The sequence below is a fragment of the Kitasatospora cathayae genome, from assembly GCF_027627435.1.
In the GTDB taxonomy this organism is placed as follows: domain Bacteria; phylum Actinomycetota; class Actinomycetes; order Streptomycetales; family Streptomycetaceae; genus Kitasatospora; species Kitasatospora cathayae.
On the sequence record NZ_CP115450.1, the window covers coordinates 2,639,461 to 2,654,333 of the forward strand.

Annotated in this window: 16 protein-coding genes; 4 read left to right on the forward strand and 12 right to left on the reverse strand. The window is 73.2% G+C overall.

Annotated elements, in window-relative coordinates:
* Positions 1-87 precede the first annotated feature (87 nt).
* From O1G21_RS11645 to O1G21_RS11655, 3 genes are all read right to left on the reverse strand, one after another.
* Positions 88-1,695: a solute symporter family protein gene (locus tag O1G21_RS11645; RefSeq protein WP_270143067.1), complete on the reverse strand. Its 1,608-nt coding sequence runs from the start codon at positions 1,693-1,695 to the stop codon at positions 88-90.
* Positions 1,692-2,048 (reverse strand): DUF485 domain-containing protein, encoded by a 357-nt coding sequence (locus O1G21_RS11650; protein WP_270143068.1) that lies wholly within the window; start codon positions 2,046-2,048, stop codon positions 1,692-1,694. The genes O1G21_RS11645 and O1G21_RS11650 overlap by 4 nt, the downstream gene beginning before the upstream one ends.
* A gap of 260 nt (positions 2,049-2,308) precedes the next feature.
* Positions 2,309-3,352: a zinc-dependent alcohol dehydrogenase family protein gene (locus tag O1G21_RS11655; RefSeq protein ID WP_270143070.1), complete on the reverse strand. Its 1,044-nt coding sequence runs from the start codon at positions 3,350-3,352 to the stop codon at positions 2,309-2,311.
* A 145-nt stretch (positions 3,353-3,497) separates the two neighbouring features.
* On the opposite strand from O1G21_RS11655, the gene O1G21_RS11660 reads away from it, so the two are divergent.
* From O1G21_RS11660 to O1G21_RS11670, 3 genes are all read left to right on the forward strand, one after another.
* The gene (locus O1G21_RS11660; RefSeq protein WP_270143072.1) at positions 3,498-4,493 is read left to right on the forward strand and encodes a DEDDh family exonuclease; all 996 of its coding nucleotides are present in this window, start codon (positions 3,498-3,500) and stop codon (positions 4,491-4,493) included.
* Positions 4,494-4,524: 31 nt separating this feature from the next.
* A complete protein-coding gene (locus tag O1G21_RS11665) occupies positions 4,525-5,328 on the forward strand; it encodes an SURF1 family cytochrome oxidase biogenesis protein (RefSeq protein WP_270143074.1) in 804 nt (267 codons plus the stop codon).
* A gap of 90 nt (positions 5,329-5,418) precedes the next feature.
* A complete protein-coding gene (locus O1G21_RS11670; protein ID WP_270143076.1) occupies positions 5,419-6,180 on the forward strand; it encodes an SDR family oxidoreductase in 762 nt (253 codons plus the stop codon).
* A 22-nt stretch (positions 6,181-6,202) separates the two neighbouring features.
* Here O1G21_RS11670 and O1G21_RS11675 read toward each other — a convergent pair whose 3' ends face one another.
* From O1G21_RS11675 to O1G21_RS11715, 9 genes are all read right to left on the reverse strand, one after another.
* Entirely contained in the window at positions 6,203-6,856 is a 654-nt protein-coding gene (locus tag O1G21_RS11675; RefSeq protein ID WP_270143078.1) for an alkaline shock response membrane anchor protein AmaP, read from the reverse strand.
* Positions 6,853-7,500 (reverse strand): DUF6286 domain-containing protein, encoded by a 648-nt coding sequence (locus O1G21_RS11680; RefSeq protein WP_270143080.1) that lies wholly within the window; start codon positions 7,498-7,500, stop codon positions 6,853-6,855. Before O1G21_RS11680 ends, O1G21_RS11675 begins: the two co-directional genes overlap by 4 nt.
* The gene (locus O1G21_RS11685) at positions 7,497-7,850 is read right to left on the reverse strand and encodes a hypothetical protein (RefSeq protein ID WP_270143082.1); all 354 of its coding nucleotides are present in this window, start codon (positions 7,848-7,850) and stop codon (positions 7,497-7,499) included. Before O1G21_RS11685 ends, O1G21_RS11680 begins: the two co-directional genes overlap by 4 nt.
* Entirely contained in the window at positions 7,850-8,041 is a 192-nt protein-coding gene (locus tag O1G21_RS11690) for a hypothetical protein (RefSeq protein ID WP_270143084.1), read from the reverse strand. The genes O1G21_RS11685 and O1G21_RS11690 overlap by 1 nt, the downstream gene beginning before the upstream one ends.
* Before the next feature lie 54 nt (positions 8,042-8,095).
* Complete coding sequence (locus O1G21_RS11695) at positions 8,096-8,659, reverse strand: Asp23/Gls24 family envelope stress response protein (RefSeq protein ID WP_270143086.1); 564 nt, start codon at positions 8,657-8,659, stop codon at positions 8,096-8,098.
* Positions 8,660-8,833: 174 nt separating this feature from the next.
* Positions 8,834-9,640, reverse strand: coding sequence for an enoyl-CoA hydratase/isomerase family protein (locus O1G21_RS11700; protein WP_270143087.1), 807 nt, complete (start codon positions 9,638-9,640; stop codon positions 8,834-8,836).
* A 231-nt stretch (positions 9,641-9,871) separates the two neighbouring features.
* Complete coding sequence (locus O1G21_RS11705) at positions 9,872-10,105, reverse strand: helix-turn-helix domain-containing protein (RefSeq protein ID WP_030059940.1); 234 nt, start codon at positions 10,103-10,105, stop codon at positions 9,872-9,874.
* A 327-nt stretch (positions 10,106-10,432) separates the two neighbouring features.
* Positions 10,433-12,031: an ABC-F family ATP-binding cassette domain-containing protein gene (locus O1G21_RS11710; protein WP_270143089.1), complete on the reverse strand. Its 1,599-nt coding sequence runs from the start codon at positions 12,029-12,031 to the stop codon at positions 10,433-10,435.
* A 204-nt stretch (positions 12,032-12,235) separates the two neighbouring features.
* The gene (locus O1G21_RS11715; RefSeq protein WP_270143091.1) at positions 12,236-13,255 is read right to left on the reverse strand and encodes a PQQ-binding-like beta-propeller repeat protein; all 1,020 of its coding nucleotides are present in this window, start codon (positions 13,253-13,255) and stop codon (positions 12,236-12,238) included.
* 301 nt (positions 13,256-13,556) lie between these two features.
* Here O1G21_RS11715 and O1G21_RS11720 point away from each other — a divergent pair, with 301 nt between their 5' ends.
* A complete protein-coding gene (locus tag O1G21_RS11720) occupies positions 13,557-14,870 on the forward strand; it encodes a glycoside hydrolase family 26 protein (protein WP_270143093.1) in 1,314 nt (437 codons plus the stop codon).
* The last annotated feature ends 3 nt before the right edge of the window (positions 14,871-14,873 follow it).

A 14,873-nucleotide genomic window follows, 5' to 3' on the forward strand; every position in this document is an offset into this window, starting at 1 on the left:
CCTAGTAGCGGCCGGCTTCCCCGGGAAAGCAGCCGGCCCGGCCACCGTCGCGGCGGGGGCCGGGCCAGCATAGTCATGCCGCGACGATCAGTGGGCGCCCAGTCCGGTGAGCGAGCGGACCTCGAGTTCAGCGTACTTCGCCGGGTCGGGGCGCTCCTTGGAGAGCAGGGTGCCCAGCCAGCCCGCCAGGAAGCCGATCGGAACGGAGACCAGGCCGGGGTTCTCCAGTGGGAACCAGTGGAAGTCGGAGTGCGGGAAGAGCGAGGCCGCGCGACCCGAGACCACCGGGGAGAAGACGACCAGCAGCACCGAGCTGATCAGGCCGGCGTAGACCGAGCTGACCGCGCCGGCGGTGGTGAAGCGCTTCCAGAACAGCGAGTAGAGCAGCGTGGGCAGGTTCGCCGAGGCCGCCACCGCGAAGGCCAGCGCCACCAGGGCGGCGGTGTTGAGCTTGTCCGCGAAGAGGCTGAGCAGGATCGCGACCGCGCCGATCCCGACCGCCGCCCACTTGGCCGAGCGCACCTCCTCGCGCTCGCTCGCCTTCCCGCGGCGGATCACGTTGGCGTACAGGTCGTGCGCGAAGGAGGCCGAGGAGGCCAGGGTGAGCCCGGCGACCACGGCCAGGATGGTGGCGAAGGCGACCGCCGAGATCACCGCGAGCAGGATCGCCCCGCCGGTGCTGCCGCTGCCGCCGCCGAGCGCCTCGGCCAGCTGGGGGGCGGCCGTGTTGCCGGCCGCGTTGGCCGCCTTGATCTGCTTGGGTCCGACCAGCGCCGCCGCGCCGAAGCCGAGCGCGAGCGTCATCAGGTAGAAGACGCCGATGATGCCGATCGCCCAGAGCACCGACTTCCGGGCCGCCTTGGCGGTGGGCACGGTGTAGAAGCGGACCAGGATGTGCGGCAGGCCCGCGGTGCCGAGCACCAGCGCGACGCCGAGGCTGATGAAGTCGAGCTTGGCGGTGCCGGTGCCGTACTTCTGCCCGGGTTGGAGGAAGGCCTCGCCCTTGCCGCTGGCGCTCGCCGCCGCGCCGAGCAGCTCCGAGGGGTTGAAGTGGTACTTGGCCAGCACCAGGACGGTCATCAGCGCGGCGCCGGCGATCAGCAGCACGGCCTTGACGATCTGCACCCAGGTGGTGCCCTTCATGCCCCCTATCACCACGTAGACGATCATCAGCGCGCCGACGCCGACGATGGTCCAGCGCTTGGCGGCGTTCCCCTCGGCCCCGAGCAGCAGGGCCACCAGCGTCCCGGCGCCGACCATCTGGGCCAGCAGGTAGAAGATCGACACCACGATGGTGGACACGCCCGCGGCGGTGCGCACCGGGCGCTGGCGCATCCGGAAGGCGAGCACGTCCGCCATGGTGAACCGGCCGGAGTTGCGCAGCGGTTCGGCGATCAGCAGCAGCGCGACCAGCCAGGCGACCAGGAAGCCGATCGAGTACAGGAAGCCGTCGTAGCCGGCCAGTGCGATGGTGCCGGCGATGCCGAGGAAGGAGGCGGCGGACATGTAGTCGCCGGAGATGGCCAGGCCGTTCTGGAAGCCGGTGAAGCCGCGGCCGCCGGCGTAGAAGTCGGAGGCGCTGCGGTTCTGCCGCCCGGCCCAGACGGTGATGGCCAGGGTCGTCAGCACGAAGAGCCCGAACAGGGCCAACGTGAGGCCGCGGTGATCGGTGGCGGAGCTGGCGAGCACTGTCATTCGGCGGACTCCCGGGGGGCGTGGACGACGGCGCAGTGGGCCTCGCGGATCGCGGTGGCGGGCGGGTCGATCCGCCGGTCCGCGTACCGGGCGTACCAGCCGGCGATGGCGAAGGTGGTGACGAACTGCAGCAGCCCGAGCACCAGGGCCACGTTGACGTGCCCGAGGAGCTTGGCGCCCATCAGTCCGGGGGCGTAGCAGGAGAGCAGGACGTAGAGCAGGTACCAGAGCACGAAGCCGATGGTGACCGGGAAGGCGAAGCTCCGGAACGAGCGCCGCAGGGTACGGAACTCCTCACTGTCGTCGATGAGTTGGACTTCCGTGGCAGTGGTGGTGATCGGCGGCGAATCCACTCTGTCTCCTCACTCCTTCGGCGTGGCGGTCACACGAGGGAATGAATCGAACGTGAGGGGCGTCACATTCCTCGTGCGCGCCGCGCAATGCTAGGAGCGTCGCGCCCGCCCCGGAAGGGCTTGACCGCGATCAGCCGGTCGTTCACCCCCTCGCATCATCCAATTGGCTGAAAATCACCCCTCCGGTCACTCATGGATCCGGCTGCGGCAACCGAAAAGGGGCGGCACCGTCCAACGGTGCCGCCCCTTTTGACGAAGCGTCAGAAAGCGATCCGGACCTTCAGCGCGGAGCGGTCGTCCATCGCCCGGTAGCCGTCCGGCACGCCGTCCAGGTCCACCGTCCGGTCGAAGACCAGACCCGGCTCGATCGCGCCCGAGAGCACGTCCGGCAGCAGCTCGGGAATGTACGCCCGGGCCGGCGCGACGCCACCGTTGAGCGAAACGTTTCGGCCGAACATCTGGCCGATGTCGACGCCCGCGCTCCCACCGTGCGGCACGCCCACGTAACCGACCGCGCCGCCGTCCCGGGCGATCGAGATCGCCGTCCGCATCGACTCCTCGGTGCCGACCGCCTCGAGCACCGCGTGCGCGCCCAGCCCGCCGGTCAGCTCCTTCACCGCCTCGATCGCGGCCTCGCCGCGCTCGGCCACCACGTCCGTCGCCCCGAAGCGCCGGGCCAGCTCGGTCCGGGCGGGGTGCCGGCCCAACGCGATGATCCGGCCAGCGCCCAGCCGGTTCGCCGCCAGCACGCCGCACAGGCCCACCGCACCGTCGCCGACCACCGCGACCGTCGCGCCCGGACGCACCCGCGCCGACACCGCCGCGTGGTGCCCGGTGGACATCACGTCGGACAGCGCCAGCAGCCCCGGCAGCAGCTTCTCGTCGCCCGCCGCCTCCTTCGGCAGCTTCACCAGCGTCCCGTCCGCGAACGGCACCCGGACGGCCTCGCCCTGGCCGCCGTCCGAGCCGACCTGACCCCAGAACCCGCCGTGCGGGCAGGACGTCTGCAGCCCCTCGAGACAGAACTCACAGACGCCGTCCGACCAGACGAAGGGGGCGACCACCAGGTCGCCCTTCGCGAAGCCGCGGACCTCGGCGCCGACCTCCTCGACCACACCCAGGAACTCGTGGCCGATCCGCTGTCCGGCCACCCGCTGGGCCACCCCGCGGTACGCCCACAGGTCACTGCCGCAGATGCAGGCGTTCACCACCCGCAGCACCACGTCGGTCGGGTGCTGGATCACCGGGTCCGGTACCTCTTCGATCCGGATGTCGCTCGGTCCGTGGATCACCGTGGCGCGCATGCGTTCTTCCTCACACAAATCCGACCGAGCGGCCGGAAACGATCTCGACCAGATGTACGACACCCCCGCCGACCACTCTATTCCGGCCGCCCAGCCGGAACATTCCGACCGGACCCGACCAGCTCGCCCCTTATCCTGTTGGACCATGCAACCGATCCAGCCCGAGACGTACGGCGTGCCGCGGACCGCTCCGGTCCCCGCCCAGCGCTCCGCCGCCCCCGCCGAGGGCTTCGCGGTCGTCGACGTGGAGACCACCGGTCTCGGCCGCTCCGACCGCGTCATCTCGGCGGGCGTCTACCAGCTGGACCACGACGGCGAGGTCACCGACCACTGGTACACCCTGGTCAACCCCGAGCGGGACCCCGGCCCGGTCTGGATCCACGGCCTCACCGCCGAGTTGCTCTCCGGCGCGCCGACCTTCCCCGAGGTCGCCGACGAGTTCGCCGCGCGCCTGGCGAACCGCGTGCTGGTCGCGCACAACGCGCTCTTCGACTGGAACATGATCTCCCGCGAGTTCTCCCGGGCCGGCCGGCGCGCCCCGGTCGAACAGCGGCTGTGCACCATGGTGCTCTCCCGCGACCTGCGCCTGCCGCTGCCCAACGGCAAACTCTCCTCGCTCGCCGCCCACTTCGGCGTCCAGCAGCGCCAGGCCCACAACGCCCTGGACGACGCCCGGGTGCTCGCCGAGGCCTTCCGCCCCAGCCTGCGCCTGGCCCGCCAGGCCGGCCTCCCGCTGCCGCTGCAGAACTGCGTCGCCGTCACCGACCTCGGCGAGGACGAGCCCGTCGCCTCCGGCCGCGGCAACTGGACCGGCTCCCAGTACCGCCAGGCCAAGAAGCGCCCGCCGTGCCCGTACCCCAACCCGGGGCGCTGGGAGGACGGCAAGCCGCTGGTCCAGGGCATGCGGGTGGCCTTCACCGGCGACACCGCCACCGACCGCGAGGTGCTGGAGGACCGCGCCGTCGAGGCCGGCCTGCACATCGCCACCTCGGTCAGCCGGCTCACCAGCCTGCTGGTGACCAACGAGCCGACCAGCTGGAGCGGCAAGGCCCGCAAGGCCCGCGACGTCGGCACCCCGATCGTCACCGAGGACGCCTTCCTCCAGCTGCTGCGCGAGGTCGCCCCGCACCCCGGTGCGTGAGCCGGTTGTGAGGTCGGCGTACCGTTCCCATGTGTACCGATTTCTGCTGACCCGCCAGTGGCTGATCACCATGCTGATCGCGCTGCTGCTGATCCCCGCGACGATCAAGCTGGGCTTCTGGCAGCTGCACCGCCACGAGGCGCGGGTGGCCCGGAACGAGCTGATCGGCAAGGCCCTCACGGCATCACCGGTGGCCTTCGACACCCTGTCGCCGACCCCCGGCGCCGCGGTGCCCTCCGACCTCACCTGGCGCGCCGTGACGGCCACCGGGCAGTACGACCCGGCGCACGAGTTCGTGGTCCGCAAGCGGACCGACTCCAACGGGACGATCGGCTACTTCGTCGTCACCCCGCTGAAGCTCTCCGACGGCAAGGGCGCCGTCCTGGTCAACCGCGGCTGGGTCCCCTCCGGCGACGGCGCCACCGAGTACCCGCCCGTCCCGGCCGCCCCGACCGGCGAGGTCACCCTCACCGGCCGGCTGCGCGCCGACGAGACCACCGGCAGCAGCGGCGGCTTCGTCCGGGACCGGGCCGGCCTCCCCGCCCGGCAGTTCAACCTGATCAACACCGAACAGCAGTCCAAGGAGACCGGCACCACCCTCCTCGGCGGCTACCTGGAGCTCACCGCCACCACGCCGGCCCCGGCCGACCAGCCCCAGCTGATCCCCGAGCCCAACCACTCCGACATCGGCCCGCACATGGCCTACGCCATCCAGTGGTGGCTGTTCACCGCGATGATCCCGGTCGGCGTCTGGGTGCTGATCCGCCGCGAGGCCAAGGACCGCGCCAAGCAGGCCGCCGAGCCCGAGGTCGAGCTCGACGCCCTGCCCGCCTGAGGGCCGGCGCCGGCTGGAGCGCGTCCTCCGGCTCCCGCAGCGGCCGCGGGCCCCGGGCCCGGGCCCGGGCCCGTCCGGCAGGATGTTCCCATGGATCTCGGACTGAAGAACAAGGCCTACATCGTCACCGGCGCCACCCGGGGCCTCGGCCTCGCCGCCGCCCGCGAACTCGTCGCCGACGGCGCCCACGTGCTCGTCAGCGGCCGCACCCAGGAGGCCGTGGACGCCGCCGTCGCCGAGCTCGAGACCCTCGGCACCGCCCACGGCCTGGTCGCCGACAACGCCGCCCCGGACACCGCCGAGCGCCTGATCGCCGAGGCGAACCAGCGCTTCGGCCGCTTCGACGGCATCCTGATCAGCGTCGGCGGCCCCCAGGCCGGCCCGGTCGAGACCACCCCCGAGTCCGCCTGGCGCGACGCCTTCGAGTCCGTCTTCCTCGGTGCCCTGCGGCTCGCCCGCACCGCGGCCGCCGCCCTGCCCTCCGGCGGCGTGATCGGCTTCGTGCTCTCCAGCTCGGTCCGCCAGCCGATCCCCGGCCTCGGCATCTCCAACGGCCTGCGCCCCGGCCTCGCCATGGCCGCCAAGTCCCTCGCCGACGAGCTCGGCCCGCGCGGCATCCGGGTGCTGGGGCTGCTCCCCGCCCGGATCGACACCGACCGGGTCCGCGAGCTCGACGCCCTCGCCCCCGACCCCGAGGCCGCCCGCGCCGAGGCCGGCGCCGCCATCCCGCTCCGCCGCTACGGCACCCCCGAGGAGTTCGGCAAGGTCGCCGCGTTCCTGCTCTCCCCCGCCGCCTCCTACCTGACCGGCCTGATGGTCCCCGTCGACGGCGGCGCCCTGCGCTCCCTCTGACTCAGGGCGTGTCAGACACGCCCTACTCCAGCTGCCGGCGCCCCCGCCGGCCCCGGCGCCGAGCGGACCGGCGCCGAGCGGCGGGGGCCTGCTGCAGCACCCGGATCCGCAGGTCCGCCGGCAGCTCCGCCAGTCCCAGGCTCCGGAGGGCGTCCGCCCGGGGCCCGTCCTCGAAGTGCTCCACCAGCCCCACCGGGTCCCCGCCCGGCGTCAGCCGTACGGCCCCGCGCAGCCGGGGGTGCCGGGGCGCCCGCACCAGCTGGACCCGCGCCCGCTCGACCTCCGGCAGCACCGCCGTGCCGTGCTCCAGCGCCTCCTCCAGCGCCCGGGCGCTCACCCGCAGCCGAAGCCCGCCCACCCCCGGCGTCGGCACGTCGATCCCGGGCAGCGCGGTCCGCCGCAGCTGCGCGACCAGCCACCACGCCGTCCCCACCACCAGCACCGACAGCCCGCCGATCACCGTCGGCCACCACCAGGAGGACCCCACCCACCGAACCCGGGAGCGCGCGCTGACCACCGGTTGGTCCGGCGAGGTCAGCGGCCACCAGCCCGGCGGGTCGACGCCGAGGCGCCGGTACAGGTCCAGCCCGCCCGCCAGCACCAGCGCCCCGACCCCCAACAGCACCGCCCCCACCAGCCCCAGCAGCACCCGGTTGACGACCGTCCGCCGCCTCACCCCGCCGCCTCCCCCGCCCGGTCGGGCGGCTGGTCGGGAGGCTGGTCGGGCGTCCCGTCGGTCACCCCACCGGCCGGCCCACCGGCCGGCCCACCGGCCGGCCCGCGCCAGGACCGCACATCCAGCCGCAACGGCTGCGCCAGCCCCACCCTCCCCAACTCCTCCCGCAGCTGCCGTTGCACCACCGCCGGATCCACCGGCCCGCTCACCGACACCCGCACCCGCCGCCGCCCGACCCTGATCCGCAGGTGGTCGATGCCGGTCAGCCCGGCCGCCCGGTCCGTCAGCAGGTGCCCGATCCCGGCCCGCTCGATCGCCGCGGCCGTCCCCCCGTACGGCCGCAGCACCAGCCACCGCCGCAGCCCGGGCACGATCGCCAGCCACAGCAGCCAGCCGCCCAGCAGGGTCGCGACCCCGGCCCCCACCAGCACCCACAGATCGTCCAGATGACGCGTGGCCAGTTCCTCGGCGATCTGCGCCCGCCACCGCCGGGCCGGCTGCCCGAGCCGAACCGCGACCACGTCGTACAGCAGCGCCCCCGCCACCACCAGCACCACCGTGGCGACCAGCGCCGCCGCCACCGCCCGCCCCGCCCGCAACCGGGACGCCGACCGCACCGGGCCGACCTCCGGGGCCCGGCTCACCACGCTCCCCCGGCGACCAAGTTCTCGACCACCACGACCACTTCGGACACCCTCGTCCCGGTCAGCCCGACCACCTGCGCCGCCACCCGGTCCCGCACACCGCGGGCGAGACCCGCGAGATCGGCGGGGAAGGGCGCCTCGACCGCCACCCGGACGGTCACCGTGCTGCCCGGCCGGGCCACCGACACCCGGGGCGGCGCCCCCTTCACCGACCGCCCGGCCCACGCCCGGGCGAGCACCTCCCGGGCCGCCTGCTCCGCGATCCGCGCGTACACCCGGTCGGCGACCCGGAGCCGCCCCCGGCGCGCCGCACCGGGGCCGGAGGCGGGGGCGGGGACCGGGGCCCCCATCAGCGCCGCCGGCCCCGGCCGCGGAGCAGGTCCCCGAGGTCGCCCAGGTCGATGTCGCCCTCCAGCAGCCGCCCGGCCACGAAGCCGACCAGCCCGAGCACCGCCACCAGCAGGAACGCCGCGAACCCGCCGAAGTACCCGGCGAAGCCGAGGGCCATGCCCACCACCAGGCCGACGATGGCCAGGTTCATCCGCTACTCCCTCGTCCTCCGCCGAACGCCGCGGGCGACTCCCACGGCCGGGCGCTACTTGAGCTTGGGTCGCTGCCCGGGCGCCGTCACCGGCTCCTCCTCCTCGAACTCCGGTTCGTCCGGGAGGTGGACGTCGTTGACCGCGATGTTGACCTCGACGACCTCCAGGCCCGTCATCCGCTCGACCGCCTCGATGATGTTCTCCCGCACCTGGCGGGCGAGTTCGGGAATCACCACGCCGTACTCCACCACCAGGGCGATGTCGATCGCGGTCTGCTTCTCGCCGACCTCGGCCTTGATCCCGCGCCCGATGCTGGACCGCCCGCCGGGCACCCGGTCCCGCATCGCGCCGAAGGTACGGGCCAGGCCGGAGCCCAGCGCGTGGATGCCGGAAACCTCCCGGGCGGCCATCCCGGCGATCTTCTCCACCACCCCGACGGCCAGCGCCGTACGGCCGCGCTCACTGGCCGACCGCCCGCCGTCCCCTCCCGTACTCGTACCCGCGCCCGTACCCGCCGGGGGCGCGGGCCTGGCGCCGGCGGGCGGACCGGGCGTCGGCGCAGCACCGGGGTTCTTGTGCACGGTCGCGGGCGTCGGAGTGTCAGGCATGGGGCGCATCTCCCTCGTAGCGGCTCCAGCTATATCGCAAACCACCCCAACTCTGGCATTTCGCCACGACCCCCGCCCGCCGAGCGCACCCCGGGGAGCACCCCCGGAGACACCGGAGGCCCGGGCCCGGGGACGTCCCCGGGACCGGGCCTCGCGGCGAAGGGGCTTGGGCCAGGCCCGGGCTCAGTCGCCGATTCCGGCGAGCTCCCGCAGCCGCCGCGCCTGGGCCGCCCGTTCGGCCGAACGCTGCTCGTCGTAGGACCGTCCGGAGGCGCCCTGCAGCAGCGCCTTGGTCTCGATCACGGCCCCGCGCGGAGCGGCCAGCAGGGCGGCGGCGAGGTCCCGGGCGGCGGAGTCCAGCTCGGCGCCGGGGACGGCCAGGTTGGCCAGCCCGATCGCGGCGGCCTCCTCCGCGCCGACCCAGCGGCCGGTCGCGCAGATCTCCAGCGCCCGGGCGTAGCCGACGAGTTCGACCAGCGGCTTGGTGCCGGCCAGGTCGGGGACGAGCCCGAGCGAGGTCTCCTTCATCGCGAACTGGACGTCGTCGGCGACCACCCGCAGGTCACAGCCGAGCGCGAGCTGGAAGCCCGCCCCCACGGCGTGCCCCTGGACGACGGCGATGGAGACCAGGTCGGCGCGGCGCCACCAGGTGAAGGCCTCCTGGTAGGAGGCGATGGCGTCGTCCAGCTCCTGGTCCGCGGAGCCGGCCAGCTGCAGGAAGGTGGGTTCGCCGGGGATCCCCTCGGGGGTGAACATGGCCCGGTCCAGCCCGGCCGAGAAGGAGACGCCCTCGGCGCGCAGCAGCACCACCCGCACGCTGCCGGGCAGTTCGCGCCCGGCCGCGGCGAGGGCGCGCCAGAGCGCGGGCGACTGGGCGTTGCGCCGCTTGGGCTGACAGAGGGTGACGACGGCGAGTTCGCCGTCGATCTCCAGGCGGACGCCGTCCCGCTCCCAGCTCGGGGCCTGCGGGTCGGTGGCGGGGGCGGTCATGCGGGAACCTCCGGTGGCGGGGGACGTGGCTACCGGAGAGTAACAAACCTGGGCGCGGACGGGCAGGGCCCCGGCCCGGAAAGATCGGAACGGCAAGGGGGCCCGGGATCCGGACATGACGATCGGCGGCCGGTCCACTCGACCCGAGGGCGGACGCCCAGCCGTGGTCAGCCGTCGTCTCCTCGGTCGGCGCCCTGCCGCCGCGTCATGCAGCTTCGAGCCGACGGACCGTCAGGAACCGGCCCCGGCAGTCGCCTTGTTCTTGCCCCGCGTGGCACCACCGCGGCCCCGGAGGATCACTCCGGACTCGCTCAGCATCCGGTGCACGAAGCCGTACGAACGACCGGTCTCCTCCGCGAGAGCGCGAATGCTCGCCCCGGAGTCGTACTTCTTCTTGAGATCGGCCGCGAGCTTCTCACGCGCGGCACCGGTCACCCGGCTGCCCTTTTTCAGAGTCTCGGCCACCCGTGCCTCCTCGTAGCGTTGCTCGGTCAGATTCCCATGATCACCCATCGACCGCGTCCTGGCCACCCATTCGACAAGGTCGATGTCGCAAATGCGTGGTCCTGCGGTGGTGATCCGAGCGCATCAGGGCGCTCACGCAGAGTGCACGCCCCCGGGCGGGTGCCGCCACATGCCGAGAAAGAGCTGATCAGCAGCGTCGGCCCGACCACGATCGAGTGACGGGCCGACGGGAAGTGCTTAAACGGAATCCGGGTCTTCTTCATTCCCGGACACGCCGAAAGGACTAGATTTTCTGGTCCGAAAAGCGGATGGGGCGTCTACTTCCGGTCAGGCCAACGAGACCAGGTCGGCGTACGAGGGGTTCCACAGGTCCTCCACGCCGTCGGGCAGCAGGATGATCCGCTCCGGGTCGAGCGCCTCGACCGCGCCCTCGTCGTGGGTGACCAGCACGACCGCACCGGAGAACTCGCGCAGCGCGCCCAGGATCTCCTCGCGGCTGGCCGGGTCGAGGTTGTTGGTGGGTTCGTCCAGCAGCAGCACGTTGGCCGAGGAGACCACCAGGGTGGCCAGCGCCAGACGGGTCTTCTCACCGCCGGAGAGCACCCCGGCCGGCTTGTCCACGTCGTCGCCGGAGAACAGGAAGGACCCGAGGATCTTGCGGATCTGCACCAGGTCGGTGTCCGGCGCGGCCGAGCGCATGTTCTCCAGCACGCTGCGCTCCGCGTCGAGCGTCTCGTGCTCCTGGGCGTAGTAGCCGATCTTCAGGCCGTGGCCCGGGATCACCTCGCCGGTGTCCGGCGCCTCCACCCCGGCGAGCATCCGCAGCAGGGTGGTCTTGCCGGCACCGTTGAAGCCCAGCACGACGACCCGGGAACCCCGGTCGATCGCCAGGTCCACGTCGGTGAAGATCTCCAGCGAGCCGTAGGACTTGGACAGGCCGCTGGCGGTCAGCGGGGTCTTGCCGCAGGGGGCCGGCTCCGGGAAGCGCAGCTTGGCGACCTTGTCGCTCTGGCGCACCTGCTCCAGACCGGCGAGCAGCTTGTCGGCGCGGCGGGCCATGTTCTGCGCGGCCACCGTCTTGGTGGCCTTGGCGCGCATCTTGTCGGCCTGCGCGTTCAGCGTCGCGGCCTTCTTCTCGGCGTTGGCCCGCTCGCGCTTGCGGCGCTTCTCGTCGTCCTCGCGCTGCTGCTGGTACTGCTTCCAGCCCATGTTGTAGACGTCGATGCAGGAGCGGTTGGCGTCCAGGTAGAAGACCTTGTTGACGACCGTCTCGACCAGGTCGACGTCGTGCGAGATGACGATGAAGCCGCCCTTGTAGGTCTTCAGGAAGTCGCGCAGCCAGACGATCGAGTCCGCGTCCAGGTGGTTGGTGGGTTCGTCGAGCAGCAGCACGTCGGAGTCCGAGAAGAGGATCCGGGCCAGCTCGACGCGGCGGCGCTGACCACCGGAGAGGGTGTGCAGCGGCTGGCCGAGGATGCGGTCCGGCAGGCCCAGCGCGGCGGCGATGGTGGCGGCCTCGGCCTCGGCGGCGTACCCGCCCTTGGTGAGGAACTCGGTCTCCAGGCGCGCGTACTTCTTCATCGCGTTGTCCCGGGTGGCGCCCTTGCCGTTGGCCATCCGGTCCTCGTTCTCGCGCATCTTCCTCAGCACGGTGTCGAGGCCGCGGGCGGAGAGGATGCGGTCCTTGGCGAGGACGTCCAGGTCGCCGGTGCGCGGGTCCTGCGGGAGGTAGCCGACCTCTCCCGAACGGGTGACCGTCCCGGCGGCGGGCAGGCCCTCGCCGGCCAGCACCTTGGTGAGCGTGGTCTTGCCGGCGCCGTTGCGCCCGACCAGGCCGATCCGGTCGCCGGCGGCGACCTTGAAGCTCGCGGACTCGATCAGGATCCGGGCACCGGCACGCAGCTCGAGGGCGTTGGCGGAAATCATGGCTGGGACCTACTCCTGGGACGTGGGCGGGCGGCCGGGTACGGGCCCGGGCAGCGGGAAGTGGGGCTTCATCGGCGGTCGGCGCGGTGGAACTGGGCGCCGCCGCCCGCTATTGCCCGGAGAAGATAGCCATGGCGGCCAGTCTACCGGGCCGCGCGAAACGCCCCGGGGCGCTACCACCCCGGGGTACCCGCAGGGGCGTGGCTACTGCTGCGGCGCGGCCGTCTGGTCGGTCGCCGACCCCGTCGGGGTGGCCTGGGTCGTCGGGGCGGCCTGGGTCGCGGGGGCGGACGCCGTCGGGCTCGCCGACGGGTCGGTGCAGCCGCCCTGCGGGCGCACCGCGGCGAACGGCGCGTCCACGCTGGTGCAGGCCGTCTCGGGGGCCGCCGCCTTGGTGTCGAAGACCTTGGGCGGCACGATCGGGCCGTCGGTGATCTCCACCCGGCTGCGGTCCAGCACCTTGACCGTCGCGGCCGGGCCGGTGATCATCGACCACCCGTTGCTGTCCAGCCGGTAGCCGGTGATGCCGCCGGAGACGGCCACCCCGCTGCTGTTGGTGCAGGTGCGCGGAATGAGCACGGCGTAGTCGGTGTGGACGGTGCGCAGCGGGTCGTAGAGGCAGCCGTTGGAGGGCCGGTCGTTGTACCGCAGGTCGCCGTCGGCGTCGCGCAGGCCCATGGTCAGGTTCGGCGTCACCACGGCCAGCCAGGGCGAGCCGTCCCGCTGGACGGTGTGCAGCGCGGCCGCGGCCCGCTGCTTGGCGGTGTCCTTTCGCTGGGCGTCGGTCCGCTTGTCCGCGCCCGGCTCGCCGTCGGCGCGCAGGTAGTCGGCGAGGCCCGGCACCGCGCGGTGCCAGCGCACCTCGTGGTCGCCCGGACGCACCGAGGTGACCAGGCCGTCGTCCCAGACCACGATCGCGTTGTCCCCGGCCATCGCCAGGTAGAGCGCCTCGGCGCCCTCGCGGCGGTACGTCCAGGCCCGCTCGCCGGTCTGATGGTGGTACGCCTCCAGGCCGGGGCCGACCACTCTGAGGTCCAGGTCGGCCGAGCTGACCGACTGGGAGTTCACCGGGGTGGCGTCCGCGTCGGCCGGACCCGCCACCCGGTCCCCGAACGGCACCGGCTTGTTCGCGTGCGCCGCCGCACCGGCCGCAAGGACCAGCATCACCGCCAGGGCAGGCAGGATCGAGCGGGGGGTGAGGACACGCGGCGGCTTCCAGGACACGGCCGGAGCGTACCTTTCACCGGGCGCGCGAGTCAGCCGAAATCGCCCCGGGGGCGTCCCGCCCAGCGAACGCCCGATCGTGCGCGCCCGTCCGGTAGGTTCGCCCGCCCACCTGCGCCATCGGCTCCCCGGCCGGTCGGCCGGGCCCTCGCGGCGGGCCCCGCACGCCCCGCCGGACCGTTACAGAGCTGATACACGCGGCCGGGTCGAAGGGGTGTTGCGGCAGACAGCATTCGAATACCGCCCACTTTAGGGTGACATTCGGCTTTTCCGTCCGTCGCCGGGCCTACTGTCGGCGAGCGTGACGCCACCGTCCGTCGACGTCGTCACCGCCCCCATCCCCGCGACGTCCGGAGGACAGACCATGCGCATCGGCCGCCTGACGCTGGCCGCCGCCTCCCTACTGCTGATGGCCACGGCCAGCGTCCCGACCGGGACGCCGCTCAGCCAGACCGAACGGCACACCCTCTCCTCGGACGCCTTCGAGCCGCGCGGCGCGGCCCCCCGCCCGCCGGTCCAGCGGCCCAAGCACGAGCCCCCGTTCGGAGCCTTCGTCGGCTCCTGGGACAACTACATCCCGCAGATCGGCAAGTACGCCCAGTGGCTCGGCAACGCGAACCTACAGGTCGGCCACACCTATCTGGCGGGCAACGGCTGGGCGGACGTCGAAGGCGAGCCGGTGGTGCTCGGCATGTGGTCGCAGTGGCGGCTGACCGACCCGTCCCGGCTGCTGGTGCTCGGCGTGCCGATGCTGGTGCCGAACGAGGCGCACGTGCCGGACGGGGAGGTCGCCCGGCTGCTCGGCCAGGGCGCGCGCGGGGAATTCGACAGCCACTTCCTGCGGCTCGCCCGCCGGCTGGTGGCGCTCGGCGGCGCGGACACCGTGATCACCCTCGGCTGGGAGATGAACGGCGTCACCTACACCCACCGCTGCAAGCCCGACCCCGCCGCCTGGAAGACGTACTGGCGGCGGATCGTCGGGGTGATGCGCTCGGTGCCCGGGCAGCGGTTCCGCTTCGACTTCACCCCCAACCGGGGCCTGGACGCCATCCCGTGGACCAAGTGCTACCCGGGCGACGACGTGGTCGACATCGTCGGCACGGACAGCTACGACCAGCCGGCCGGCAGCACCTTCGACGACTACGTGCGCGAGCCGTACGGCCTGCAGGACCAGGTGGAGTTCGCGGCCAAGCACGGCAAGCCGGTCTCGTACCCGGAGTGGGGGCTGTTCCGCAACGGCGACAACCCCGAGTTCGTCCGGCGGATGGTCGACTGGATGCGCACCCACGACACCGCCTACCAGACCGTCACCGACTACTGCCCGCACGGCTTCTTCCAGTGCCGGAGCAACCCGCGCTCGACCGCGGCGTTCAAGCAGCTGATGTCCGGATCGCCGGGGGCACCGGTGGTGGTGCCGACGGCTCCCCCGGCCCCGATCGTGCCGGTGGCGCCGAGCACCCCCGCCACACCGACCCCGCCGGCCCCGCCGGCCCCGCCCACCGTGCCGGCCCCGCCCACCGTGCCGGGCCTGCCCACCCTGCCGGGCGCGACGGCGAGCCACTCCGCCGGTGCGTCGCCGAGCCCGTCCGCGGCCGGGACGCCGTCGCGGCGCTGACCG

Bases quoted from the DNA above. Each gene is read 5' to 3' on its own strand.
- O1G21_RS11685 (WP_270143082.1), bottom strand. From the start codon at position 7,850: ATGGGGGCCCCGGTCCCCGCCCCCGCCTCCGGCCCCGGTGCGGCGCGC.
- O1G21_RS11690 (WP_270143084.1), bottom strand. From the start codon at position 8,041: ATGAACCTGGCCATCGTCGGCCTGGTGGTGGGCATGGCCCTCGGCTTC.
- O1G21_RS11660 (WP_270143072.1), top strand. From the start codon at position 3,498: ATGCAACCGATCCAGCCCGAGACGTACGGCGTGCCGCGGACCGCTCCG.
- O1G21_RS11700 (WP_270143087.1), bottom strand. From the start codon at position 9,640: ATGACCGCCCCCGCCACCGACCCGCAGGCCCCGAGCTGGGAGCGGGAC.
- O1G21_RS11710 (WP_270143089.1), bottom strand. From the start codon at position 12,031: ATGATTTCCGCCAACGCCCTCGAGCTGCGTGCCGGTGCCCGGATCCTG.
- O1G21_RS11670 (WP_270143076.1), top strand. From the start codon at position 5,419: ATGGATCTCGGACTGAAGAACAAGGCCTACATCGTCACCGGCGCCACC.
- O1G21_RS11695 (WP_270143086.1), bottom strand. From the start codon at position 8,659: ATGCGCCCCATGCCTGACACTCCGACGCCCGCGACCGTGCACAAGAAC.
- O1G21_RS11645 (WP_270143067.1), bottom strand. From the start codon at position 1,695: ATGACAGTGCTCGCCAGCTCCGCCACCGATCACCGCGGCCTCACGTTG.
- O1G21_RS11655 (WP_270143070.1), bottom strand. From the start codon at position 3,352: ATGCGCGCCACGGTGATCCACGGACCGAGCGACATCCGGATCGAAGAG.